General features: G+C 40.5%; 21 protein-coding genes. 5 read left to right on the forward strand and 16 right to left on the reverse strand.

Translation table 11 applies throughout. From position 1 onward, the window contains the following. Positions 1 to 2: 2 nt before the first annotated feature. The 13 genes from CIK86_RS07265 to yceD form a co-directional block, all read right to left on the reverse strand. Positions 3 to 782 (reverse strand): YchF/TatD family DNA exonuclease, encoded by a 780-nt coding sequence (locus CIK86_RS07265; RefSeq protein WP_086994983.1) that lies wholly within the window; start codon positions 780 to 782, stop codon positions 3 to 5. 9 nt (positions 783 to 791) lie between these two features. Beyond that, positions 792 to 1,118: a PilZ domain-containing protein gene (locus CIK86_RS07270; protein ID WP_086994980.1), complete on the reverse strand. Its 327-nt coding sequence runs from the start codon at positions 1,116 to 1,118 to the stop codon at positions 792 to 794. A 10-nt stretch (positions 1,119 to 1,128) separates the two neighbouring features. Next, positions 1,129 to 2,043 carry an AAA family ATPase gene (locus tag CIK86_RS07275; protein WP_086994976.1) on the reverse strand — a complete coding sequence of 305 codons (915 nt, stop codon included), beginning with the start codon at positions 2,041 to 2,043 and terminating at the stop codon, positions 1,129 to 1,131. A gap of 1 nt (position 2,044) precedes the next feature. Beyond that, positions 2,045 to 2,671 carry a dTMP kinase gene (gene tmk / locus CIK86_RS07280; protein ID WP_086994973.1) on the reverse strand — a complete coding sequence of 209 codons (627 nt, stop codon included), beginning with the start codon at positions 2,669 to 2,671 and terminating at the stop codon, positions 2,045 to 2,047. A 6-nt stretch (positions 2,672 to 2,677) separates the two neighbouring features. After that, entirely contained in the window at positions 2,678 to 3,664 is a 987-nt protein-coding gene (mltG, locus tag CIK86_RS07285; protein WP_086994970.1) for an endolytic transglycosylase MltG, read from the reverse strand. Beyond that, positions 3,658 to 4,482, reverse strand: coding sequence for an aminodeoxychorismate lyase (gene pabC / locus CIK86_RS07290; RefSeq protein ID WP_086994967.1), 825 nt, complete (start codon positions 4,480 to 4,482; stop codon positions 3,658 to 3,660). Before pabC ends, mltG begins: the two co-directional genes overlap by 7 nt. A gap of 59 nt (positions 4,483 to 4,541) precedes the next feature. Continuing rightward, complete coding sequence (fabF, locus tag CIK86_RS07295; RefSeq protein WP_086995015.1) at positions 4,542 to 5,780, reverse strand: beta-ketoacyl-ACP synthase II; 1,239 nt, start codon at positions 5,778 to 5,780, stop codon at positions 4,542 to 4,544. A 208-nt stretch (positions 5,781 to 5,988) separates the two neighbouring features. Continuing rightward, a complete protein-coding gene (gene acpP, locus CIK86_RS07300) occupies positions 5,989 to 6,225 on the reverse strand; it encodes an acyl carrier protein (RefSeq protein ID WP_006792304.1) in 237 nt (78 codons plus the stop codon). Between the two features lie 250 nt (positions 6,226 to 6,475). Further along, entirely contained in the window at positions 6,476 to 7,222 is a 747-nt protein-coding gene (gene fabG / locus CIK86_RS07305) for a 3-oxoacyl-ACP reductase FabG (protein ID WP_086994963.1), read from the reverse strand. 11 nt (positions 7,223 to 7,233) lie between these two features. Next, positions 7,234 to 8,160 (reverse strand): ACP S-malonyltransferase, encoded by a 927-nt coding sequence (gene fabD, locus CIK86_RS07310; protein ID WP_086994960.1) that lies wholly within the window; start codon positions 8,158 to 8,160, stop codon positions 7,234 to 7,236. 57 nt (positions 8,161 to 8,217) lie between these two features. Beyond that, positions 8,218 to 9,255 carry a phosphate acyltransferase PlsX gene (gene plsX / locus CIK86_RS07315; RefSeq protein ID WP_086994957.1) on the reverse strand — a complete coding sequence of 346 codons (1,038 nt, stop codon included), beginning with the start codon at positions 9,253 to 9,255 and terminating at the stop codon, positions 8,218 to 8,220. Positions 9,256 to 9,266: 11 nt separating this feature from the next. Further along, a complete protein-coding gene (gene rpmF / locus CIK86_RS07320; RefSeq protein WP_011328486.1) occupies positions 9,267 to 9,437 on the reverse strand; it encodes a 50S ribosomal protein L32 in 171 nt (56 codons plus the stop codon). Between the two features lie 9 nt (positions 9,438 to 9,446). Further along, complete coding sequence (gene yceD / locus CIK86_RS07325; protein ID WP_011328487.1) at positions 9,447 to 9,971, reverse strand: 23S rRNA accumulation protein YceD; 525 nt, start codon at positions 9,969 to 9,971, stop codon at positions 9,447 to 9,449. Between the two features lie 131 nt (positions 9,972 to 10,102). Here yceD and CIK86_RS07330 point away from each other — a divergent pair, with 131 nt between their 5' ends. Then, a complete protein-coding gene (locus CIK86_RS07330) occupies positions 10,103 to 10,711 on the forward strand; it encodes a Maf family protein (RefSeq protein ID WP_058373622.1) in 609 nt (202 codons plus the stop codon). Here CIK86_RS07330 and CIK86_RS07335 read toward each other — a convergent pair. Both CIK86_RS07335 and rluC read right to left on the reverse strand, forming a co-directional pair. Beyond that, the gene (locus CIK86_RS07335) at positions 10,708 to 11,376 is read right to left on the reverse strand and encodes an HAD-IA family hydrolase (protein ID WP_254910722.1); all 669 of its coding nucleotides are present in this window, start codon (positions 11,374 to 11,376) and stop codon (positions 10,708 to 10,710) included. The two genes, CIK86_RS07330 and CIK86_RS07335, sit on opposite strands and share 4 nt — an antisense overlap. After that, positions 11,373 to 12,332, reverse strand: a complete 960-nt coding sequence (gene rluC, locus CIK86_RS07340; protein WP_011328490.1) for a 23S rRNA pseudouridine(955/2504/2580) synthase RluC — start codon at positions 12,330 to 12,332, stop codon at positions 11,373 to 11,375. Before rluC ends, CIK86_RS07335 begins: the two co-directional genes overlap by 4 nt. A 770-nt stretch (positions 12,333 to 13,102) precedes the next feature. Between rluC and rne the strand changes: the two genes are divergently transcribed. Next, entirely contained in the window at positions 13,103 to 16,570 is a 3,468-nt protein-coding gene (rne, locus tag CIK86_RS07345; RefSeq protein ID WP_096317095.1) for a ribonuclease E, read from the forward strand. Positions 16,571 to 16,649: 79 nt separating this feature from the next. On the opposite strand, the gene yejK is transcribed toward rne, so the two are convergent. Further along, positions 16,650 to 17,666, reverse strand: coding sequence for a nucleoid-associated protein YejK (yejK, locus tag CIK86_RS07350; protein ID WP_011328492.1), 1,017 nt, complete (start codon positions 17,664 to 17,666; stop codon positions 16,650 to 16,652). A 62-nt stretch (positions 17,667 to 17,728) separates the two neighbouring features. On the opposite strand from yejK, the gene CIK86_RS07355 reads away from it, so the two are divergent. The 3 genes from CIK86_RS07355 to CIK86_RS07365 all read left to right on the forward strand — a co-directional run bounded on the left by CIK86_RS07355 (position 17,729) and on the right by CIK86_RS07365 (position 20,020). Then, on the forward strand, positions 17,729 to 17,941 hold the full coding sequence (locus CIK86_RS07355; RefSeq protein WP_011328493.1) for a DUF1414 domain-containing protein: 213 nt from the start codon (positions 17,729 to 17,731) through the stop codon (positions 17,939 to 17,941). A 5-nt stretch (positions 17,942 to 17,946) separates the two neighbouring features. After that, positions 17,947 to 19,440: a DUF3413 domain-containing protein gene (locus CIK86_RS07360; protein WP_086994951.1), complete on the forward strand. Its 1,494-nt coding sequence runs from the start codon at positions 17,947 to 17,949 to the stop codon at positions 19,438 to 19,440. A 100-nt stretch (positions 19,441 to 19,540) separates the two neighbouring features. Next, positions 19,541 to 20,020, forward strand: a complete 480-nt coding sequence (locus tag CIK86_RS07365) for a hypothetical protein (protein ID WP_086994948.1) — start codon at positions 19,541 to 19,543, stop codon at positions 20,018 to 20,020. Positions 20,021 to 20,060: the final 40 nt, after the last annotated feature.

Consider the following 20,060-nt stretch of genomic DNA (forward strand, 5'->3'; position numbering starts at 1 on the left):
ATTTAGCCTTTGGCTGCTAACTTAAATAAAGAGTAAAAGTTCTCTGTAGTCGCTTTTGCCAGTTCGTTAAAGCTAATTCCCTTTAACTCACTAATGTAATAAGCCACATCTTCTACATATGCTGGTTGATTAGTTTTGCCGCGATACGGTACTGGTGCTAAATATGGAGAGTCGGTTTCTATTAACAGGCGATCGAGCGGTATTTGTTTTACCACTTCTTTTAACTCTACGGCATTTTTGAAGGTAACAATGCCCGAAATAGAAATATAAAAGCCCATATCAATGGCCTTTTTAGCCATATCCCAATCTTCAGTAAAACAATGCAGTACACCACCGCAATTTTCGGCGTTATGCTGTTTCATTAAATTAATGGTATCGTTACGGGCGTCACGGGTATGAATAATTAGTGGTTTTTGTAGTTGGTTTGCTACTTCTATGTGCCCTACAAAGCTTGCCTGTTGTACGGCATGTGTGTCTTTTGCGTAGTAGTAATCAAGCCCTGTTTCACCAATGGCGACGACTTTATCGTGCGACGCTAAATCAATTAATTGTTGCTTATTAAGCGCATCTTTTTGATCAAGTGGATGTACGCCACACGACGCTGACACATCATCGTAATGCTTAATTTTATCAAGCATACTCGGGAATTGATCAAGCGTTACGCTTACACATAAAAAATGTTCAACTTTTTTTGCACGCGCTTTATCAAGTACTTGGTCGAGGTCTAAATCGAGCTTATCAAAATCAAGGCGGTCTAAATGGCAATGAGAATCTACAATCATGGTACTACTTTACATGGTATAAGTTGGATTATCGGAGTTTAACATAGTCCCCAGTAGTTTTTCGATCTTGGCGTTTAGGTTTGTTTTATCATCTAAAAAACTAATACCTATGCCCGGCGGGTTAGAGCTTTGCGCGCCTTGTGGTGTGATCCACGACACTTTTCCGGTCACAACGTCATCCTCTAACGCATCTGGAAGGGTGACTCGTAAGGCGAGTGAGTGCCCTACTTCGTAACGCATATTAGTGCGTACAAATAAGCCGCCTTTTTTTAAATAAGGCATATAACAGCAATATAATTCATCTAAATCGTCTATATCTACTAATAGCTCTTGCATGCTCAGTCCTTTAATTATTTCGCAGTACGGACGCTAATTTCGATACTGCTAGCGGTAAATTTAGCCCGAGTATTTTGGTATTATTTTGTAAAAACTCGTTTAGTGCATGTTGCACATTTTGATAAGCGTCAAAGCTCATGCCTTGCATAAGCTGTTGCTTTAATTGCTCGCTTAAAAATAATGTAAATATACGAATAAGCTCAGGCTGTTTATTTATTATTGCTACTAACTCAGTAAAATTATGACTTTGTTTAAACTCAGTTGCAAATTTATAAAGGGTATTTATATTTTGTAGCTGATTTTGCTCTTGCCAATATTTAACTTGCAGTGGTTGGCTGTAAAACAGCGGCAACCAGGTGTAATTGGTTATTTCTAGTGATTCGAACCATTGCTGAGCAAGTGCTAAGTTTGTTACTTTTACATCCGTTTTTGCACAGCGACTTAAAACAGTGGCTGGCAATTGTGTAGCTTGACTGGTTGTGAGAATTAAAAACCGGCTTTGACTTGGCTCTTCTAGCGTTTTTAATAACGCATTTGCAGCAGCGGTAGTCATTTTTTCGCAGTTTTCGATAATAGCGACTTTATTACCATTTTGCGCTGCCGAATGATGCATAAAATCACTAATACCACGTATATCGTCTACGCCAATACTCTGCCCATCAACTTGCGTTAAGCGCTTATCAGGGTGAGTACCTGCTTTTATTAATAAACAACTTTTACACTGCCCACACGCCGATAATACACTCTTTTTTGCCGCAACTTGCTCGGCTATATTGTTACACAACAAAGCATTTGCCAACTGGCTGGCAAAAGCAAACTTACCAACACCAATAGGACCACTAAACAACTGTGCATGATGAAAACGCTGCGCTTTAAAGCTTTGTGTTAAGCGTTGCTCTATATCGTGCAGCCAAGGTAATGTCATATTATTTTTGCTCTGCAAAAAATGTGCGTAATACATTCGTTATATCACGATGTACGTGCTCAATACTTTGGTTTGCGTCAACAGTTTTAATAGAGTTGTCGTCATTAGCAAGTTCTAAGTAACGCATACGTGTACGCTGGAAAAACTCAATTGCTTCTTGTTCTATTCTGTCTAATTCGCCTCGACCTTTAGCACGTTCAAGGCCAATAACCGGATCAATATCCAAGTAAATGGTTAAATCGGGTTTTAGCCCTTTTAATACCATTGAAGAAAGTGATGCAAGTGTATTAGCACTAATACCACGTCCGCCACCTTGATACGCCTGCGATGACAAGTCATGACGATCGGCAAGTACCCATTGCCCTTGCTCAAGCGCTGGGTTAATAACATTATGCATTAGCTGCGAGCGTGCAGCGTACATAATTAATAATTCAGTTTCGAATGCTATTTCTTCGTCATGTTGTGCTTTTACTAATGTACGTAACGATTCAGCAAGCGGCGTACCACCAGGTTCACGCACATTAATAAAATCAATTTCTTTGCTGTTTAAAAACGACTGGCACAAAGCTATAGCGGTAGATTTACCAGCCCCTTCTAACCCTTCGATTACTATAAATTTAGGTTTCATAGAAAATTAGTTCTTTTTGTTTAATATATACGTTTTAACTGCCGCATTGTGCTGCTGCAATGTGGTTGAAAATTGATGACTACCATCACCTTTTGAAACAAAGTAAACATATTCAGTTGTGGGCGGATTAACCGCGGCTAAAATAGCTGCCTTTGATGGCATGGCAATGGGTGTTGGCGGCAGGCCATTAATACGATAGGTATTATAGGGCGTGTAGTTTCGCAAGTCTTTGCGTTTAATATCGCCGTCAAAGCTCTCTCCAATGCCATAAATTACGGTTGGATCTGTTTGTAGGCGCATATTAGTATTTAGTCTGTTTACAAACGCAGAGGCGATTAATGGCCGCTCACTGGCAAGGCCCGTTTCTTTTTCAATAATGGAGGCCATTATCAGTGCTTCGTACGCAGTGTTATAAGGTAAATTTTGTGCACGCTGCTGCCAAGCAGCATCAAGGGTTTGTTGCATCTTTTGGGCGGCGCGTTTTAGTACACTGCTAATTGTGTCGTTATTATGATAATGGTAGGTTTCGGGAAATAGCCAGCCTTCTAGGTGCATATCATTGCCAAGTATTTGCTGACTTAGTTGCTGCTCTTTTAAATCATTTTCTAAGTGATTGGCATTTTTAATAGCAGCTAATACTTCGCGCAATGCTTGGCCTTCAATAATAGTAAAACTAAAGCTAACTTGTTGGCCTTTATTGATTTTTTTTATATTGCTAATAACGCTATCACTATTAAGTGCGTAAAGCCCCGTTTTTAAATCTGTGAGTGTTGGGTCTAGTTTAGCAAGTAATTGGTAACGCCAGCAGTTTTCTACCCAGTTATTAGCTTGCCATTGCTTGCATAACTGATTAAAGCCAGTGCCTTTTTTCACTTCAAACTGGGTGTTATTCGCTACTTTTAATGGGCTATGGAGCGTTGCTTGTAATTGCTGATAACCAAAAACACTGGTAATTATGGCTAATAATAATACCGATAAAGTAACTTTTAACACTTAGCCTCCTTGGCTAATAATTTATTTAATAATAACTGGCTATGCACAACATCAAAACTACGCTGCTCAAGACGATTAACAGGCACTACGCCCATTAAGCTATTACAGATAAAAACCGCATCCGCTTCAAGCAAGTCTGTAATACTTACGCACTTAAAATCAACGGCTAATTTATCACATAATGATTGCAGATAAACCCCCTTTATCCCGCACTCATTAAGGCTTGGGGTAAATAATTTATTTTGCTTAATAGCAATAATATTTGCTGCAGAGGCTTCTATCACATTGTTGTTGTAATCAAGTACAAGTACATCGTCACAAGGTTGCGTTTGCAGCGCTTTTTTTATTAATACTTGTTCAAGGCGGTTTAGCGTTTTGAGTCCTGCAAGCAAGGGTTGTGCGGCTAGTTTAATGGGGCTGATGTTAAGACTTATACCCTCATCTACCAATCTGCTGTAATTTTTAGGGTAATCTAAAACACTCAATAACACGGTGATATTACAGGTTTGCGGCAAACCATAACCGCGCCCTCCCTCACCTCGCGTTATTACAATTTTAAGCACGCACAGCGTATGCTCCGCTATACTTTTAGCTATGTCTGCTTCAAGTTCAGCAAAATCTACTAATGGAAAACCAAGTCGTGCAGCACATTCAATTAAACGCGCTTTATGATGTGACCAATGCTCTACTTGCCCATTTACTACTTTTGCAGTTGTAAAAAAGCCATCACCATAATTTAAGCCACGATCGTACGCGCTTATAGTGCTGTTTTTAACTGTTGTAATAATAGTTTGTGTGTCTTTTTGTGTTTTTTGCATATAAAAAAAGCCCAGTTAAACAACTGAGCTCTTATAGTCTGGTCTGTTGTTAAAAAAGATTATACCTTTTTAAACAGTAACGAGCCATTAGTACCACCAAAGCCAAACGAGTTGCAGAGTGCAAACTCTAATTTTGCATCTCGGGCAGTGTGCGGTACATAGTCTAAATCGCACCCTTCATCTGGGTTATCAAGATTTATTGTTGGGGTAACTTTTTGATCGGTTAACGACAATATTGAAATAATCGACTCAACCGAACCAGCAGCACCTAATAAATGACCCATCATAGATTTAGATGAACTCACCATTACGTCTTTTGCTGCACTGCCAAAAATACTTTTAACGGCCGAGGTTTCTGCTTTGTCGCCTGCATGGGTCGATGTACCATGTGCGTTAATGTAACCAATTTGGTCCGCATTTACTTGCGCATCGTTTAGCGCATTTTCCATCGCTAATGCTGCGCCTGCACCATCTTCTGGTGGTGAAGTCATATGAAATGCATCACCACTCATACCAAAACCAACTAGTTCTGCGTAAATTTTTGCACCACGTGCTTTTGCGTGTTCGTATTCTTCAACAACCACAACACCCGCGCCATCTGATAATACAAAACCATCGCGGTCTTTATCCCAAGGACGCGAAGCCGCTTGTGGATCATCGTTGCGTGTTGAAAGTGCACGAGCAGCATTAAAGCCCCCCATACCAATTGGTGTACAGGCTTTTTCAGCACCGCCAGCTACCATAGCATCTGCATCGCCATACGCTATCATACGGGCAGCATGGCCAATATTATGCAAACCCGTAGTACAGGCTGTAACAATAGAAATATTAGGGCCACGTAGTCCATTCATTATTGATAAATGACCAGAAATCATATTAATAATGGTAGAAGGTACATAAAATGGGGATAACTTACGCGGTCCACTATTAAGTAGTTTTATATGGTTTTCTTCAATAAGCGTTAAACCACCAATACCTGAACCCACTGCTACGCCAATACGCGTCGCATTTTGTTCAGTTACTTCAAGGCCTGAATCTTTAAATGCTTGGATCCCCGCGGCAATGCCGTATTGAATAAATAAATCCATTTTTTTAGCATCTTTTGCTGGCATATAAGCCGATGCATCAAAATCATTGATTAGACCCGCGAAATGCGTACCAAATTTTGATGTATCAAAGTGTGTGATAGTTTGAATACCACTTTTGCCATCTAATAAGCCCTGCCAGGTTGATTGCACATCATTACCTAGCGGCGTCAACATTCCTAAGCCAGTTACGACAACTCGACGTTTAGCCACGGTTTGCCTCCAATAAGGTGTTTTATAAGGGGATAATAATACCCAAGCAACTTCAAAGTACTCGTCCCAAATTAGATTTAAAACGCATAATACCAATAAAATCAGTGTAAATTAGATTGATGTTTAGCTTTGCTTTGAATCATATACTTTGAAGTGGTTTGGATATAGAGATTAAGGGCAGCGAATGCTGCCCTTAATATGCGATTAATTACTCAGCGTGAGCTGTAACGTAATCGATAGCAGATTGTACTGTAGTGATTTTTTCAGCTTCTTCATCAGGGATCTCAGTATCAAACTCTTCTTCAAGAGCCATTACTAATTCAACTGTATCAAGAGAATCTGCACCTAAGTCATCTACGAAAGAAGATTCATTCTTCACTTCTTCTTCTTTAACACCTAGTTGTTCGATGATAATTTTCTTTACGCGTTCTTGGATATCGCTCATTCTTCTTTCCTTTATTAAAAACGCCAATGCGTTATTTTCAGATTGCGGCGTAGTTTACGTCGCATAATTCTCTGATTCAATCTTTTGACCATAAATAATTGTCTGGTCAAACCTCTTGAGTGTACGTTTCGTCTTTTATCGCTTATTTTAACCACGATTTCAAGTATGTTTAAAGCAAGATTGCCAATAATTCAATCTTTTTTGGCAATTTAATTACTTATATTTAATTACTTTCTTTGCACATAGGCTATTAAACCATGTACATCGCACCATTTACATGCAAAGTTTCACCCGATACATACGCAGCCGCATCTGACGCTAGGTAACATACAGCAGCAGCAATTTCATCTGGTTGCCCTAAACGCCCTGCTGGTACATTTGCCAGTGTGGCTGCTTTTTGCTCATCCGTAAGACCATCGGTCATATCGGTTTGAATAAAACCAGGCGCAACTACGTTTACCGTAATACCACGCGACGCTACTTCGCGTGCTAGTGACTTAGAAAAGCCAATAACACCGGCTTTAGCCGCTGCATAGTTAGCTTGCCCAGCATTACCCATAGTGCCCACTACTGAGCCAATATTGATAATACGACCGTTCTTTTTCTTCATCATTGGGCGTAATACTGCCTTAGATAAACGGAATATAGAACTTAAGTTAGTGTCGATAATATCATCCCACTCACTTTCTTTCATGCGCATTAATAAATTATCGCGAGTGATGCCGGCATTATTAACCAATATGTCAACATCGCCAAAATCAGCTTTAATCGCCGCCAATGTCGCCTCAATAGATGCAGGATCAGTTACGTTTAACGCATAACCTTTGCCGCTTTCACCTAAATACTCGCTAATTTTAGCAGCGCCCGACTCACTGGTGGCCGTACCCGCTACTTTTGCGCCTTGGGCAACTAAAGTAGTTGCAATGGCTTTACCAATACCACGGCTAGCGCCCGTGATCAGGACAACTTTGCCCGCTAATGAAAATAAATTAGTCATATTTTATACTCTTATTTTGCAGCATCAATTGAGGCACAGTCGTTAACTGAACCACAGATCATTACTTTATCAATTCGTTTTGCAAGGCCAGTTAATACTTTGCCTGGGCCAAATTCGTAGCTTTGTGTTACACCTTGTGCAACTAATGCTTGTACTGTTTCAGTCCAGCGTACTGGGCTGTATAACTGGCGTACTAATGCGTCTTTAATTGCATCAGCTGACGTTTCAGCTTTTACATCAACATTATTAATAACAGCGCATTTAGGCGCGTTAAATGTTAACGCAGCTAAATCAATAGCTAGCTTTTCAGCGGCCGGCTTCATTAGCTCACAATGCGATGGTACGCTAACAGCAAGAGGCAATGCACGTTTTGCACCTGCATCTTTACACGCTTGAGAAGCGCGATCTACAGCCGCTTTATGGCCTGCAATAACAACTTGCCCAGGAGAATTATAATTTACCGGAGAAACCACTTCACCCTGCGCTGCAGCGGCACAAGCCGCTTTGGTTTCATCGTCGCCTAAGCCAATAATAGCAGCCATTGAACCCACACCTGCAGGTACGGCTTCTTGCATATATAAACCACGGTTTTCTACTAGCTTTACCGCTTCACTCAAGCTTATTACTTCGCTGCATACTAATGCTGAGTACTCACCTAAGCTGTGTCCAGCCATGACAACATCTGCATCTGAGTTAGCTGCTAACCAGTCACGGTAAATAGCAACACTGGCTGTTAATAATGCAGGTTGAGTGCGGTGAGTTTGATTTAGTTTTTCTTCTGGGCCATTAAGAACCAGTTCTGCTAGGTCATATCCTAACGCCGCTGACGCTTCGCTAAAAGTTGCTTTAACAATGTCTGAGCTTTGGAGTAACTCAGTTAACATGCCAACACTTTGTGAGCCTTGACCTGGAAATAGAATTGCAATTTGTTGTGCCATATTTTGCTCTTTTTAATTAAACAAATAAATAATGTTATAAACACGGCAACTCAATTACTACTCGTTCACCGTGTCTTTAGAATGTATTTTTTCAAAAATTACGGCTATTTTGTCAGGAAGTTGGCGTTCAACCTCCTTTACCGCTTCATCAATTGCTGCTTGAAATGCTTTAGCTGAGGCATTTCCATGGCTTTTAACCACAATACCGCGCAATCCTACCAGACTTGCACCGTTATACTGGTCGGGGTTCACCCTTTTATAGAGTTTTTTTATTATAGGGCTCAGCATAAACGCCATGCATTTGTATACGAGGTGCTTTTCAAGCGCGGCGGTAAACTTATTCATTATAAGTTTTGCAATCCCTTCACAGGTTTTAAGCGCCACATTACCCACAAAGCCTTCGCATACAATAACATCGGCTTTTCCGGTAAATATATCGCTACCTTCACTGTAACCAATATAGTTGATTAAAGGGCTTTGCTGCATTAATTGTGCAGCTTGCTTAATATCTTCATGGCCTTTGATATCTTCAGAGCCAATATTTAATAAACTTACTTTGGGATTATCGCAGCCAAGTGCTTGTCCTGCGACTACCGACCCCATAATGCCAAATTGATATAAGGTTTGCGCATCGCAATGTACGTTAGCACCCAGATCGAGTAAATAAACAGGGTTTTTTCGCTCTGTAGGTACCGCAGAAATAAGTGCTGGACGTTTTACACCAGGAAGCATTTTTAACACGTAATGTGCCATAAAGAATAACGCGCCAGTATTACCTGAACTTACGCATGCTTGAGCCTCGCCCGATTTAACTAAGTTAAGGGCAACGCGCATAGATGAATCTTTTTTGGAGCGTACAGCAACACCGGGCTTACATGCATTTGTAACAACTTCGCTACAGTGGCGAATAATAAGTCGAGGGTGTGCTAGTGAATCGAGTGATTCGAGTTGTTTTGATATGACTTGCTCATTACCGCATAAAATTAGCGTTAAATTAGCATGAGCATTTACCGCGTTAACGGCAGCGGGGATAGATGAACGGGGGCCGTAATCGCCCCCCATCATATCTAACGCTATGGTTAGATTATTCAGCATAAAGAAATCTCTTATTTAGAAATTACTTGAACGCCTTTGTAGTAACCATCTGCAGTCACATGGTGGCGACGATGAGTCTCACCAGATGTTTGATCTACAGTTAAGCTTGGACCACTAATCGCATCGTGTGAACGGCGCATGCCGCGTCTTGCACGAGACTTTTTGCTTTTTTGTACAGCCATAGTCTTCTCCTAAGAATCTTTCTTAAGTTGTTTCAAAATATCAAATGGATTAGGTTTCTCATCTTCCGCCTTTAAAACACCAAAGCTGGCAGGCTTTGCTGAATAACTGCATGAAGCTTCGTTGTGGGTAGAGACTAATGGAACTGCTAAAATTAATTCGTCTTCAATTAAATTAAAAACGTTAATTTCACCATTTTCATCAAGCGCTACTTCATCGTAGTCTTCTGGAAAAATGTCTGATTCTGTTTCATCACCAACTGGTGAATAAACAAAATCTTGCACCAAATCCAACCCTAAATCACCATTACAACGTTGACAAGTGACAGTTACGTGTGTGGACAAATTGCCTCTAATCACAACAAAACCTTGGTCGTCGTTTTTGCAATGAATTTTTACCGCTATTTCACCTACTTCTTCCTGCACAACTTCTCGTAAACGAGTTAGTTTTTCAAGCGGTACAATGCCGTCATACTTTAAACGGTGTTGCGCTGCTTTGCCTGGATGAAGAGTGATGGGAATTTTCACCTTTTGCATAGGGGCTGCATCATATAGATAGTTAGTTGGTTAGTCAAAGTAAAAAACCATATTTACGTGGTTTTTCACGTGTTTTACTCACGGATCTGATTTATCCTAACTCAATCTGATTTTGGTTAGGAAAACAATCCATGAAGTACCCACTTATATTAGCCTCAAGCTCACCTTTTAGGCAGTCTTTATTACAAAAATTCAATCTGCCATTCGATACATTTTCACCTAATGTTGACGAATCAGCATTAAACAATGAAACCCCTGCACAACTAGTTAAGCGTTTAAGTGAATTAAAAGCCCGCGCAGCTAGTAAACACTTTAGTAAAGGCTTAGTGATTGGCTCAGATCAGGTTGCTGTATTTAATGAGCAAATTTTAGGTAAACCTCATAATAAACACAATGCCGTAAAGCAGTTATCCCTTTTTAGCGGCCACAGTGTAACATTTTTAACTGGCCTGTGCGTTTACGATCTTACATCTGGGGAGAGTAAAACCTGCATTGAGCCATTTAATGTTACTTTCAAAACACTCACTGATGCGCAAATAAGTGCTTATTGCGATGCTGAGCAGCCCTATAATTGCGCAGGCAGTTTTAAAAGTGAAGGCCTAGGGATTTGTTTATTTGAAAAATTAACTGGTGACGATCCCAACAGCTTAATTGGCTTACCACTGATCAAACTCAGCCAATTATTAGCTGAGTTTGGCCTTGATGTGCTAAGCGCGCAATCAAATACACCCCTTAGTTAATACTTATGCAGTAATAGCTGTTGCAACTGCTGATAACTATCAACAGTTGCAATCGGGTTAAACTCGCTAAGTTGCTTTGCGTTATGTACACCCATAGTGACACCTATGCTATCCATACCCGCGGCTTGCGCCATTGCCATATCAATTTTTGTATCGCCAATCATAACCGCTTCATCGGCGCTTATGCCAAGCTCTGCTAATAATTGCAACAACATATCCGGCGATGGCTTAGAGCTTGCGTCATCACTACTACGCGTTGCACTAAAATAATGCCCTAACTCACTTTGGTGTAATAAACGATCGAGTCCTGCGCGCCCTTTACCTGTTGCCACGGCTAAAATAATGCCACTGTGCTGTAGTGCTAATAGCACTTTTTCTACATCGGCAAATAATGGTGTAGCCGTAGTATCTGTTTGGTAATGCTGCTTATATCCACTAATTAACGCTTGATGCTGCGCTCTATGCAGCGGAAATAATACCGCAATGGCTTTATCAAGCGACAAACCAATAATGCTTTTTGTTGCTTCATTGCTTGGCGGTTCTATATTTAACGCAACGGCACTGCTGCAAATACAATTAACTATTTTAGTTATTGAATCCATTACTGTGCCGTCCCAATCAAAAATAACCAGCTTGTACTTTTTGAGCGAACTGACTGCTATCACGTTTTATTAGCACGCAATTTAACAAGGCAATTAGCCAGTGCTTTATCAAGCGGTGCTTCTACGCGCATGGTTGTTTCGTTTTTAGGATGATAAAAAGTTAAGTCATGAGCATGTAAAAACAAACGATTTAACCCTGTTTTACGCATCGAATTATCAAACTCTTCATCGCCGTATTTATCATCACACGCAATGGGATGCCCTTTGCATTGTGTATGCACACGTATTTGATGAGTACGCCCGGTAACCGGTGACGCCTGCACTAACGAGCACTCGTTAAAGCGCTCAAGTACTTTAAAGCGGGTATGTGAGGGTTTACCTTCAGTGTTATCTACACGCACTACGCGCTCCCCAGACTTAAGCGTATTTTTACGCAGCCCTTCGGTAACATTTTTAGTTTTAGAGTCCCATTGACCATCAACTAGTGCCCAATAGTTTTTTTCCATGGTTTTTTCACGTAACTGCTCATGTAAAGCAGTCAGTACTGAACGGCGCTTAGCAATTAATAAACAACCCGACGTATCGCGATCTAGTCTATGCACAAGCTCTAAACTGCGCTCTTCTGGGCGTAATACTCGCAGCGCTTCAATTAAACCATAACTTAAGCCACTGCCACCATGTACCGCCATACCCGATGGTTTATTAATAACAATCAGGTATTTATCTTCAAATATAATATCATTTTCAAGGCGTGTTACTTTATCAAGTTTTGAAGGCACAAACTCTTCTCGTTCTGCCACCCTAATTGGCGCAATACGAAGAACATCTTCTAGCTGCAGTTTATATACCGGCTTAATGCGTTTTTTATTAACGCGCACCTCACCTTTACGCAAAAGTTTATAAATTGCGCTTTTAGGCACCCCTTTTAAATGGGTAATAAGAAAGTTATCAATTCGTTGACCTAAATGGTCTTCGTTGATCGTGACATAAGTTACTTGTAAGTCGTTTTTTTCTGACATTGCCTAATCACTAATTTAAGAAAAATAATTTAGTTGCTAACACAGTTATAATAGTGGGATAATCAGCAGCGCAAATATTTAGTATTTGCAAATAACAACGGTGCTTTTTAACGCAGTAATACATTCGTGATGCACATTCTGGGTAATTGATCATACAGATCCGAGTTAAGTTTTCCAAAGCTTTTATACATACCCAGTCAACACGTGCGATCAATTAGCGGCAATGCGCGTAATATATTGCCAGTTAAGTTTGAACATGAATTGATTTTTAATGCGATTGAAAAAGCAATGAACAGATAATTTGTCTGATAGTGACGACGTAAAAACGTCGTTCAGCACTTGCTCAATTGTAGTACCGTACAGCAGCTTATTTAGAACTAAAAAAATCTAATAAATAAGTCGTCATTAACATTGGCAGCGATTTTTGCTCACAAAAATGGATTTTAGTAGTACATCACATTGTATTACTCACTTACTTAACGAGCCCTATGCGCCTAAATATGAACGGCATTTAATAAGATTAGTATGACAGGCCAACTTCTGGGTAAAACGTGTAACGTAGCTGAAAAGCCGACAGTTTTAGCCCTGCTATGAATTTAATAGTAATAAATACACTATTGTTTGCCTGCATTTAAAAATACTGCGTACGCAAAAAACAGAGCCGTTCCATTAAAGACCCAGTCGTGAGGCTGCACATTCTAAAAATAGGAATAACTGAACAGACGTGAAAACAGCGTCATGTCAGCGACACAAACTAGTAGAGTAACAATATGAAACGTATGCTAATCAATGCAACGCAGCAAGAAGAAATGCGCGTAGCACTGGTTGACGGCCAGCGCCTATATGATTTAGATATAGAAAGCCCAGGTCACGAACAGAAAAAAGCCAATATTTATAAAGGCAAAATTACTCGCATTGAACCATCTCTTGAAGCAGCATTTGTTGAATACGGTGCTGATCGTCATGGTTTCCTTCCTTTAAAAGAAATTGCCCGTACTTACTTCCCAGCTGGGTACACTTTCCATGGCCGTCCGAATATTCGTGACGTGATCAAAGAAGGTCAAGAAGTTATAGTACAAGTTGATAAAGAAGAGCGTGGCCAAAAAGGCGCCGCACTTACTACCTTTATCAGCGTTGCCGGTAGCTACTTAGTTTTAATGCCTAATAACCCTCGTGCTGGCGGTATATCTCGTCGCATTGAAGGTGATGAGCGTACTGAACTTAAAGAGTCACTTAGCCGCTTAGAACTTCCTAAAGGTATGGGCTTAATTGTTCGTACTGCTGGTGTTGGCAAATCGTTTGAAGAATTAAACTACGATTTAAAAGCCTTACTTGTTCATTGGGAAGCAATTGGTGTTGCAGCCGACAGTGCTAAAGCGCCGTTTTTAATTCACCAAGAAAGCAACGTAATATTTCGCGCAATTCGCGACTATTTACGTCGTGATATTGGCGAAATACTAATTGATAAGCCACGTGTTTTTGAAGAAGCTAAAGCGCATATTGAACGTTTTCGCCCTGACTTTATGAGCCGTGTTAAGCTTTATCAAGGTGATACGCCATTATTTACGCATTACCAAATTGAAAGCCAAATTGAGTCTGCGTTCCAGCGTGAAGTACGCTTGCCTTCAGGTGGTTCAATTGTAATTGATCCTACAGAAGCATTAACCTCTATCGATATTAACTCGTCTAAAGCAACAAAAGGCGGCGATATTGAAGAAACAGCACTTAATACTAACTTAGAAGCAGCAGATGAAATTGCACGTCAATTACGTCTTCGCGACTTAGGTGGCTTAATTGTTATCGATTTTATCGATATGACACCACCACGCCATCAGCGTGAAGTAGAAAACCGTCTAAAAGACGCTGTTCGTCCTGATCGTGCTCGTGTGCAAATTGGTAAAATTTCACGTTTTGGTTTACTCGAAATGTCGCGTCAGCGTCTGCGCCCTTCATTAGGTGAAGCAAGCCAAGGCCCATGTCCACGTTGTAGTGGTCAAGGTACGATTCGTTCTAACGAATCAATTGCACTGTCTATTTTGCGTTTAATTGAAGAAGAAGCAATTAAAGACAACACTGCACAAGTTAATGCTCAAGTGCCTGTTGCTGTTGCCGCTTATTTATTAAATGAACAGCGCCGTAGTGTTCATCGCATGGAAAAACAACATAAGTGCGACATAGTGATCATTCCTAATCAACACATGGAAACACCACACTACGAAGTAATGCGCTTACGTAAAGACGAAACGATTGAAACAGTAAGCTATGGACAAATTGTTGCTCCAGAGCCTGAAGCATTTGAAATGTCTAAGTCGCCTGTAGCACCAGTACGTGAAGAGCCAATGTTAAAAGGCGTTGTAATGCCTGCAACACCAGCTCCACAAGCGGCTCCTGCTAACGTTGTTGCCCCTGCTGAAACTAAAGCGCAAAGCGGTTTACTGGATGCAATTGGTAAGTGGTTTAAATCTTTATTCGCCAGCGAAACCGTTGAAGTGAAAAAAGAAGAAACACAAAAACAGCAACAAGAAACGCGCGACAATACGCGTAATAACGATAATCGTCGCCGTAATAACAACAATCAGCGTCGCCGTAATAACCCTCGTTCTAAGCCACGCACTGAGCGTACTGCGGATGAAGAGGTTAAAACTAACTCTGTATCAACACCTGAAGCAGCAACGCAAACTAACGAGAACCAAGAGAGAGGCGAGAATCGCAATAAGCGTCGTCGCAATCCTAATTCACGTAAGCGCCCAGAGCCACGCACTGAAGATAAAGATGCAGTAAAAGTTGATGCACCTGCAAAAGCAGAAGCTGAAACTAAGCCAGTTCAAGCCGAAGAGCCAAAGGATCAAAAACCAAAGGTTCGTCGCCAGCGTCGTAATTTGCGTAAAAAAGTACGCCTGCAAGATGAAAATGCTGAGCAGGTACAAACAACAGATGAAACACCTGTACAAGCTACAGAAAAAGAAACACCAGTAGCCCAAGAGCAAGCACCTGTTGTAGAAAAGCAAACTCAAACAGCGGCAGAAAAAACAGCTCATATTAAAGAAGAAAAAGTTGAAGATGTTGATTCTAACGATGAAACACCTACAACCGAAGACGAGCAAGAGCAAACTCGTACACGTTCACGTCGCTCACCTCGTCATCTTCGTGCATCAGGTCAGCGTCGTCGTCGCCCTGAAGGTGAAGGCAATGAAGCTAAGTCAGATGAAGCACCGGCATTTGTTCCTGTTGCCGACCAAGCTGCTGCAGAGTATGAAGCAGAGCTTAAAGCTAAATCTGCAGCTACACCTGCGGATGCAGCGCAACAAGTTGAACAAGCCGTTGCGGTTGAAGACTTAGCCAAAGTTGAAGCTGTAGAAGAGCCAGTACAAACTGAAGAGCCAGCTAAGGTTGAAACTCCAGTAGTAACTGAAGAGCCAGCTAAGGTTGAAACTCCAGTGGCAGCTGAAGAGCCAGCTAAAGTTGAAACGCCAGTAGCAGCTGAAGAGCCAGCTAAGGTTGAAACTCCAGTAGCAGCTGAAGAGCCAGCTAAAGTTGAAACGCCAGTAGCAGCTGAAGAGCCAGCTAAGGTTGAAACTCCAGTAGCAGCTGAAGAGCCAGCTAAAGTTGAAACGCCAGTAGCAGCTGAAGAGCCAGCTAAGGTTGAAACTCCAGTAGCAGCTGAAGAGCCAGCTAAAGTTGAAACGCCAGTAGCAGCTGAAGAGCCAGCTAAGGTTGAAACTCCAGTAGCAGCTGAAGAGCCAGCTAAAGTTGAAACGCCAGTAGCAGCTGAAGAGCCAGCTAAGGTTGAAACTCCAGTAGCAGCTGAAGAGCCAGCTAAAGTTGAAACGCCAGTAGCAGCTGAAGAGCCAGCTAAAGTTGAAACTCCAGTGGTAACTGAAGAGCCAGCTAAAGTTGAAACTCCAGTAGTAACTGAAGAGCCAGCTAAAGTTGAAACTCCAGTGGTAACTGAAGAGCCAGCTAAAGTTGAAACTCCAGTAGTAACTGAAGAGCCAGCTAAAGTTGAAACTCCAGTAGTAACTGCAGCACCACATGTTAAAACAGCGATAGCTCAAGGGTCAGCAAGTGCGCCAATGGCACAGCCTACCCCTGTAGCTGATAGCGAAGTAAAACATACATCTGTTGCTATGGCTCACGATAAACGTGAACTAGTGCCAGACAGTGGCTTGCGTGCGGGTTCAATCAAACCTGCTGGTCGTGCAAGTTCTACAATGACTAAAACAATGAGTGTTGATTAACAATACTCATTAAAAAGCCCCGCTAGTTAATTATTAACTAGCGGGGCTTTTTTGTACCTGTAACTTTAGATCAATCGCATTAGTCTTGTTCTTTTTCCATGAAGCGTTGTAACTGATCTTTTAAGTTTGGCGGAATGCCTTTGATCACTAAGGTATCGGTTGCTTCATTATAAGTAACACGTTCACCTAAGTGTTTACGCTCAAAGCTCACACTTACACCGCCACCTAAACCGGAGAACTTAACCATACTTGCCACTGTTTTTTTATCAACGGGGAATGACTCTTCTAAATCGTAACTTTGCTCTTTGCAAAAGCTGTCAAACGGACTGTCATCGCCTTTTGTAAGTGTTGCCGAAAGCTCACTTACGTTGGCATCTTCACCTGTCGTTACACAATCATTACAGTAATCAAATACTTGTTTACGTAAATCGTCTTTTTCTGATTTATCAAATTGTTGCTCTGATAAGTAATCCTCTACAGCACTGAGCATTACTTGGCTTTGTTGTTTAGGATCAATACCTTCTTCACAGCCTAAAAAGTCTAAGAAGAAATCGGCAACTTTGCGCCCTGCGCGGCCTTTAATAAATGAAATATAACGATTGTCTTGCGCTTGGGTGTCCCAAGCGGTTAAATCGATTCGTGCCGCTAATTGCATACGCGAAATATCTAAATGACGTGACGATGCTAAATCAAGCTCAGAGGTAATTGAGTAATGCTCTTTAATATTAATCATCGCAATCAGCATGTAGTCTGTAGCCACATACTGATAGTGACAAAACACTAAATAACCGGTTTCATTAAATGCGTATTTATCAAGTTCCTCTTTTAACACACTCGATGCTTGATCTGTCATATGCCAAAAGCCAAGTTCGTTGTTACGGTAACTTTGCATTGCCGATGCAACTACGCTGTTTTTATCGCCACTGAAAGCGCAAAAGCCTTTACCTGGCTTACCATTATATGCATGATGCAATTGCTCAATAAACACAGCTACTTTATCGTTGATTAGCATTTCATCATTACGCAAATGAATTTGAGTATCGCCGTCTTTTTTGTCTACATAATGAACGACTAGTTTTTTAACGTCTGTTGCCATCTTTGTTTTTCACGCCTCTGGTGTTAAAATGTGAGAATATAACTATTAAATTGAACCAACTGATGCCAATCTTATCAAAATACTCTAATGAACAAGTAGAACAAATCGTCGATCAGCTTATTGATGTGTTAACTCAACACAATGCGCCGGTTGATTTGAGTCTTATGTGTTTAGGAAATTCTATCACGCATATCTTAAAAGAGCATGTACCAACAGGGAAAAGACAAGCCGTTACCGAGAACTTTGCTAAAGCTCTCGCACAGTCGGTTAAATAAACTCTATGAATTTATCGCAGCACAATCAGTTTTCATCAAAAGCGAGTCAATTACTAAGTTGGGGGCATTGGTTTACCTTTGCCAATATTGGCTTAGCGCTCTTAATTAGCTTAAGCTACTTGTTTGCCGACTCGCCACCTACAAGCTTTATGGGTATTACTTATATGCTAGTTACTTGGCTTAGCCATACTAGCTTTATTGCCTTTTTAGCGTTTGTGCTGACGGTATTTCCGCTCAGTTTAGTTTTTCCATACCCTCGCCATATTCGCGGTATGGCTGCAGTTATTGCTACCTTTGGCGCCTCTTTACTCACACTTGATGCTTATGTTTATTTTAATTTAGGTTATCACTTAAGTAGTTCTGCTTTACCTGAGATCATTTCGCTTTTATGGCACCGCTTAAACAGCTCACCCGCTTTAACAACTATTTTAGCCGGTGGCATAGTTTTAGTTATTTTAGGTTTTCAGTTAACGGTCAGTAATTTTACTTGGCAAAATTTAGCGCGTTTAAAGCAGCTCAAGTTTGCTCGCTACGCGAGTTCATTTTTAGTGATTTGTTTTGCTTTAAGTCATAGTATTCATATTTGGGCTGACGCTAATTTAAAGTTTGATGTAACTAAACAAGATAACTTTTTACCGCTTTCGTATCCTACAACGGCTAAAAGCTTATTAGCTAAAAATGATCTACTAGACATAAAAAGCTATAAACAAGCGCATAACGTGCAAATTAATCAGCAAAACATTAGCTACCAATTGCCTACACCGCTAATAAAATGCGAAAGTTACAAACCGGCTAAAATTGATATTTTTGTATTTGAAACAGCGCAGCAGCTTGCTCAATTTGCCAGTAATAAAAACTTGTATAGCACTAAGCAGTTTTTACAACCAACCGATCATAACGACATGCTCTTTAGTTTAGTTTATGGTTTACCGGCATTTTATAAATCTACAATTATAAATGAGCAAACATTACCCGCATGGCAAAGCCAACGTCGCAGTGTTGAAGTAAATGGTATTGCAGCGTTAGACTTCATTAACGATCAAACCCATACCAATAGTGCAATTAGAATTATTAAAGGCACTGATGACTTAACACCTCGCGATAAAAACACCCATATTTATGCTTTTAGTTTGGCTGATACTAATAAAGAGGTGGTAATTACCTCAACGCTTTATAGCTCCGATAAACGGATCACTCGCGTTAATGGCCTTATTCAACCTAGCGATATAATAGCGACCGCTGTTGGGCAGTATTTAAACTGCAACGCTATTGCTGAGCAAACTATGCTCGGTGTTAACTTACACCAGAAAAAAGATAATATGGGTGTTAATTATTCTCAAGGCGTGGTTATTGCGTATAAAAAGGATAGAATTACCTTAATTGATCCTGATGGCGACTTTAAAAATATTTCTGCCGCCGAAGGGTTTTCGATTGAGCAAGGCTTAGACATTCCATTTTTAGTCCACAGTATTAAAAAGTTAAAAACCTTTACTCAATAAGGCTATTATTGACCTAGCTTGCTATACCGCCAAGCTAGGTTATAGTTTTACTTTAACGTTATATATTTAACACAGTAAAACACTCTTAGGGATAGCCAATATGATTAAACTGAACTGTATTTTTATTTTCCTCTTGCTTACAACCCTAAGCTTTAACAGTTTCAGTGCAACCAATTACTACAAGTGCGTTACACCAGAAGGCACCACCTTTTCTCAATTCCCGTGCGATAACAACGCCACCGTATACAAAGTTAACACCACAATAAATCAGCAAGTCGGCCCTAAAGTAGATTACACCAAGCAATTAAACGAACTAGAGCGCGAAAGCTTACTAGCAGGTTTACAGGCAGAACTGCGCAGTAACCAACATAAGTTAGCAATATTAGATCGTAAAAAAGACCAAGCTGATTATAAACAGCAACAGCGCCTTAACCATATTTTAGCCAAGGAAGATAAAAAACGCATTGCCGCCGATATTGCTAAAAAACAAAAAGTAATTAGCAAAAACTATAAAGCACAAATTAATATGGTAAAAAAGCGCATTAATAAATTACAAAAAAAAATAGACAACTACCAGTAATCTTTATCTCATGAATAAATAACATCTTAATTTAGCTTGG

This window comes from Pseudoalteromonas sp. JB197, from assembly GCF_002332205.1.
In the GTDB taxonomy this organism is placed as follows: domain Bacteria; phylum Pseudomonadota; class Gammaproteobacteria; order Enterobacterales; family Alteromonadaceae; genus Pseudoalteromonas; species Pseudoalteromonas nigrifaciens.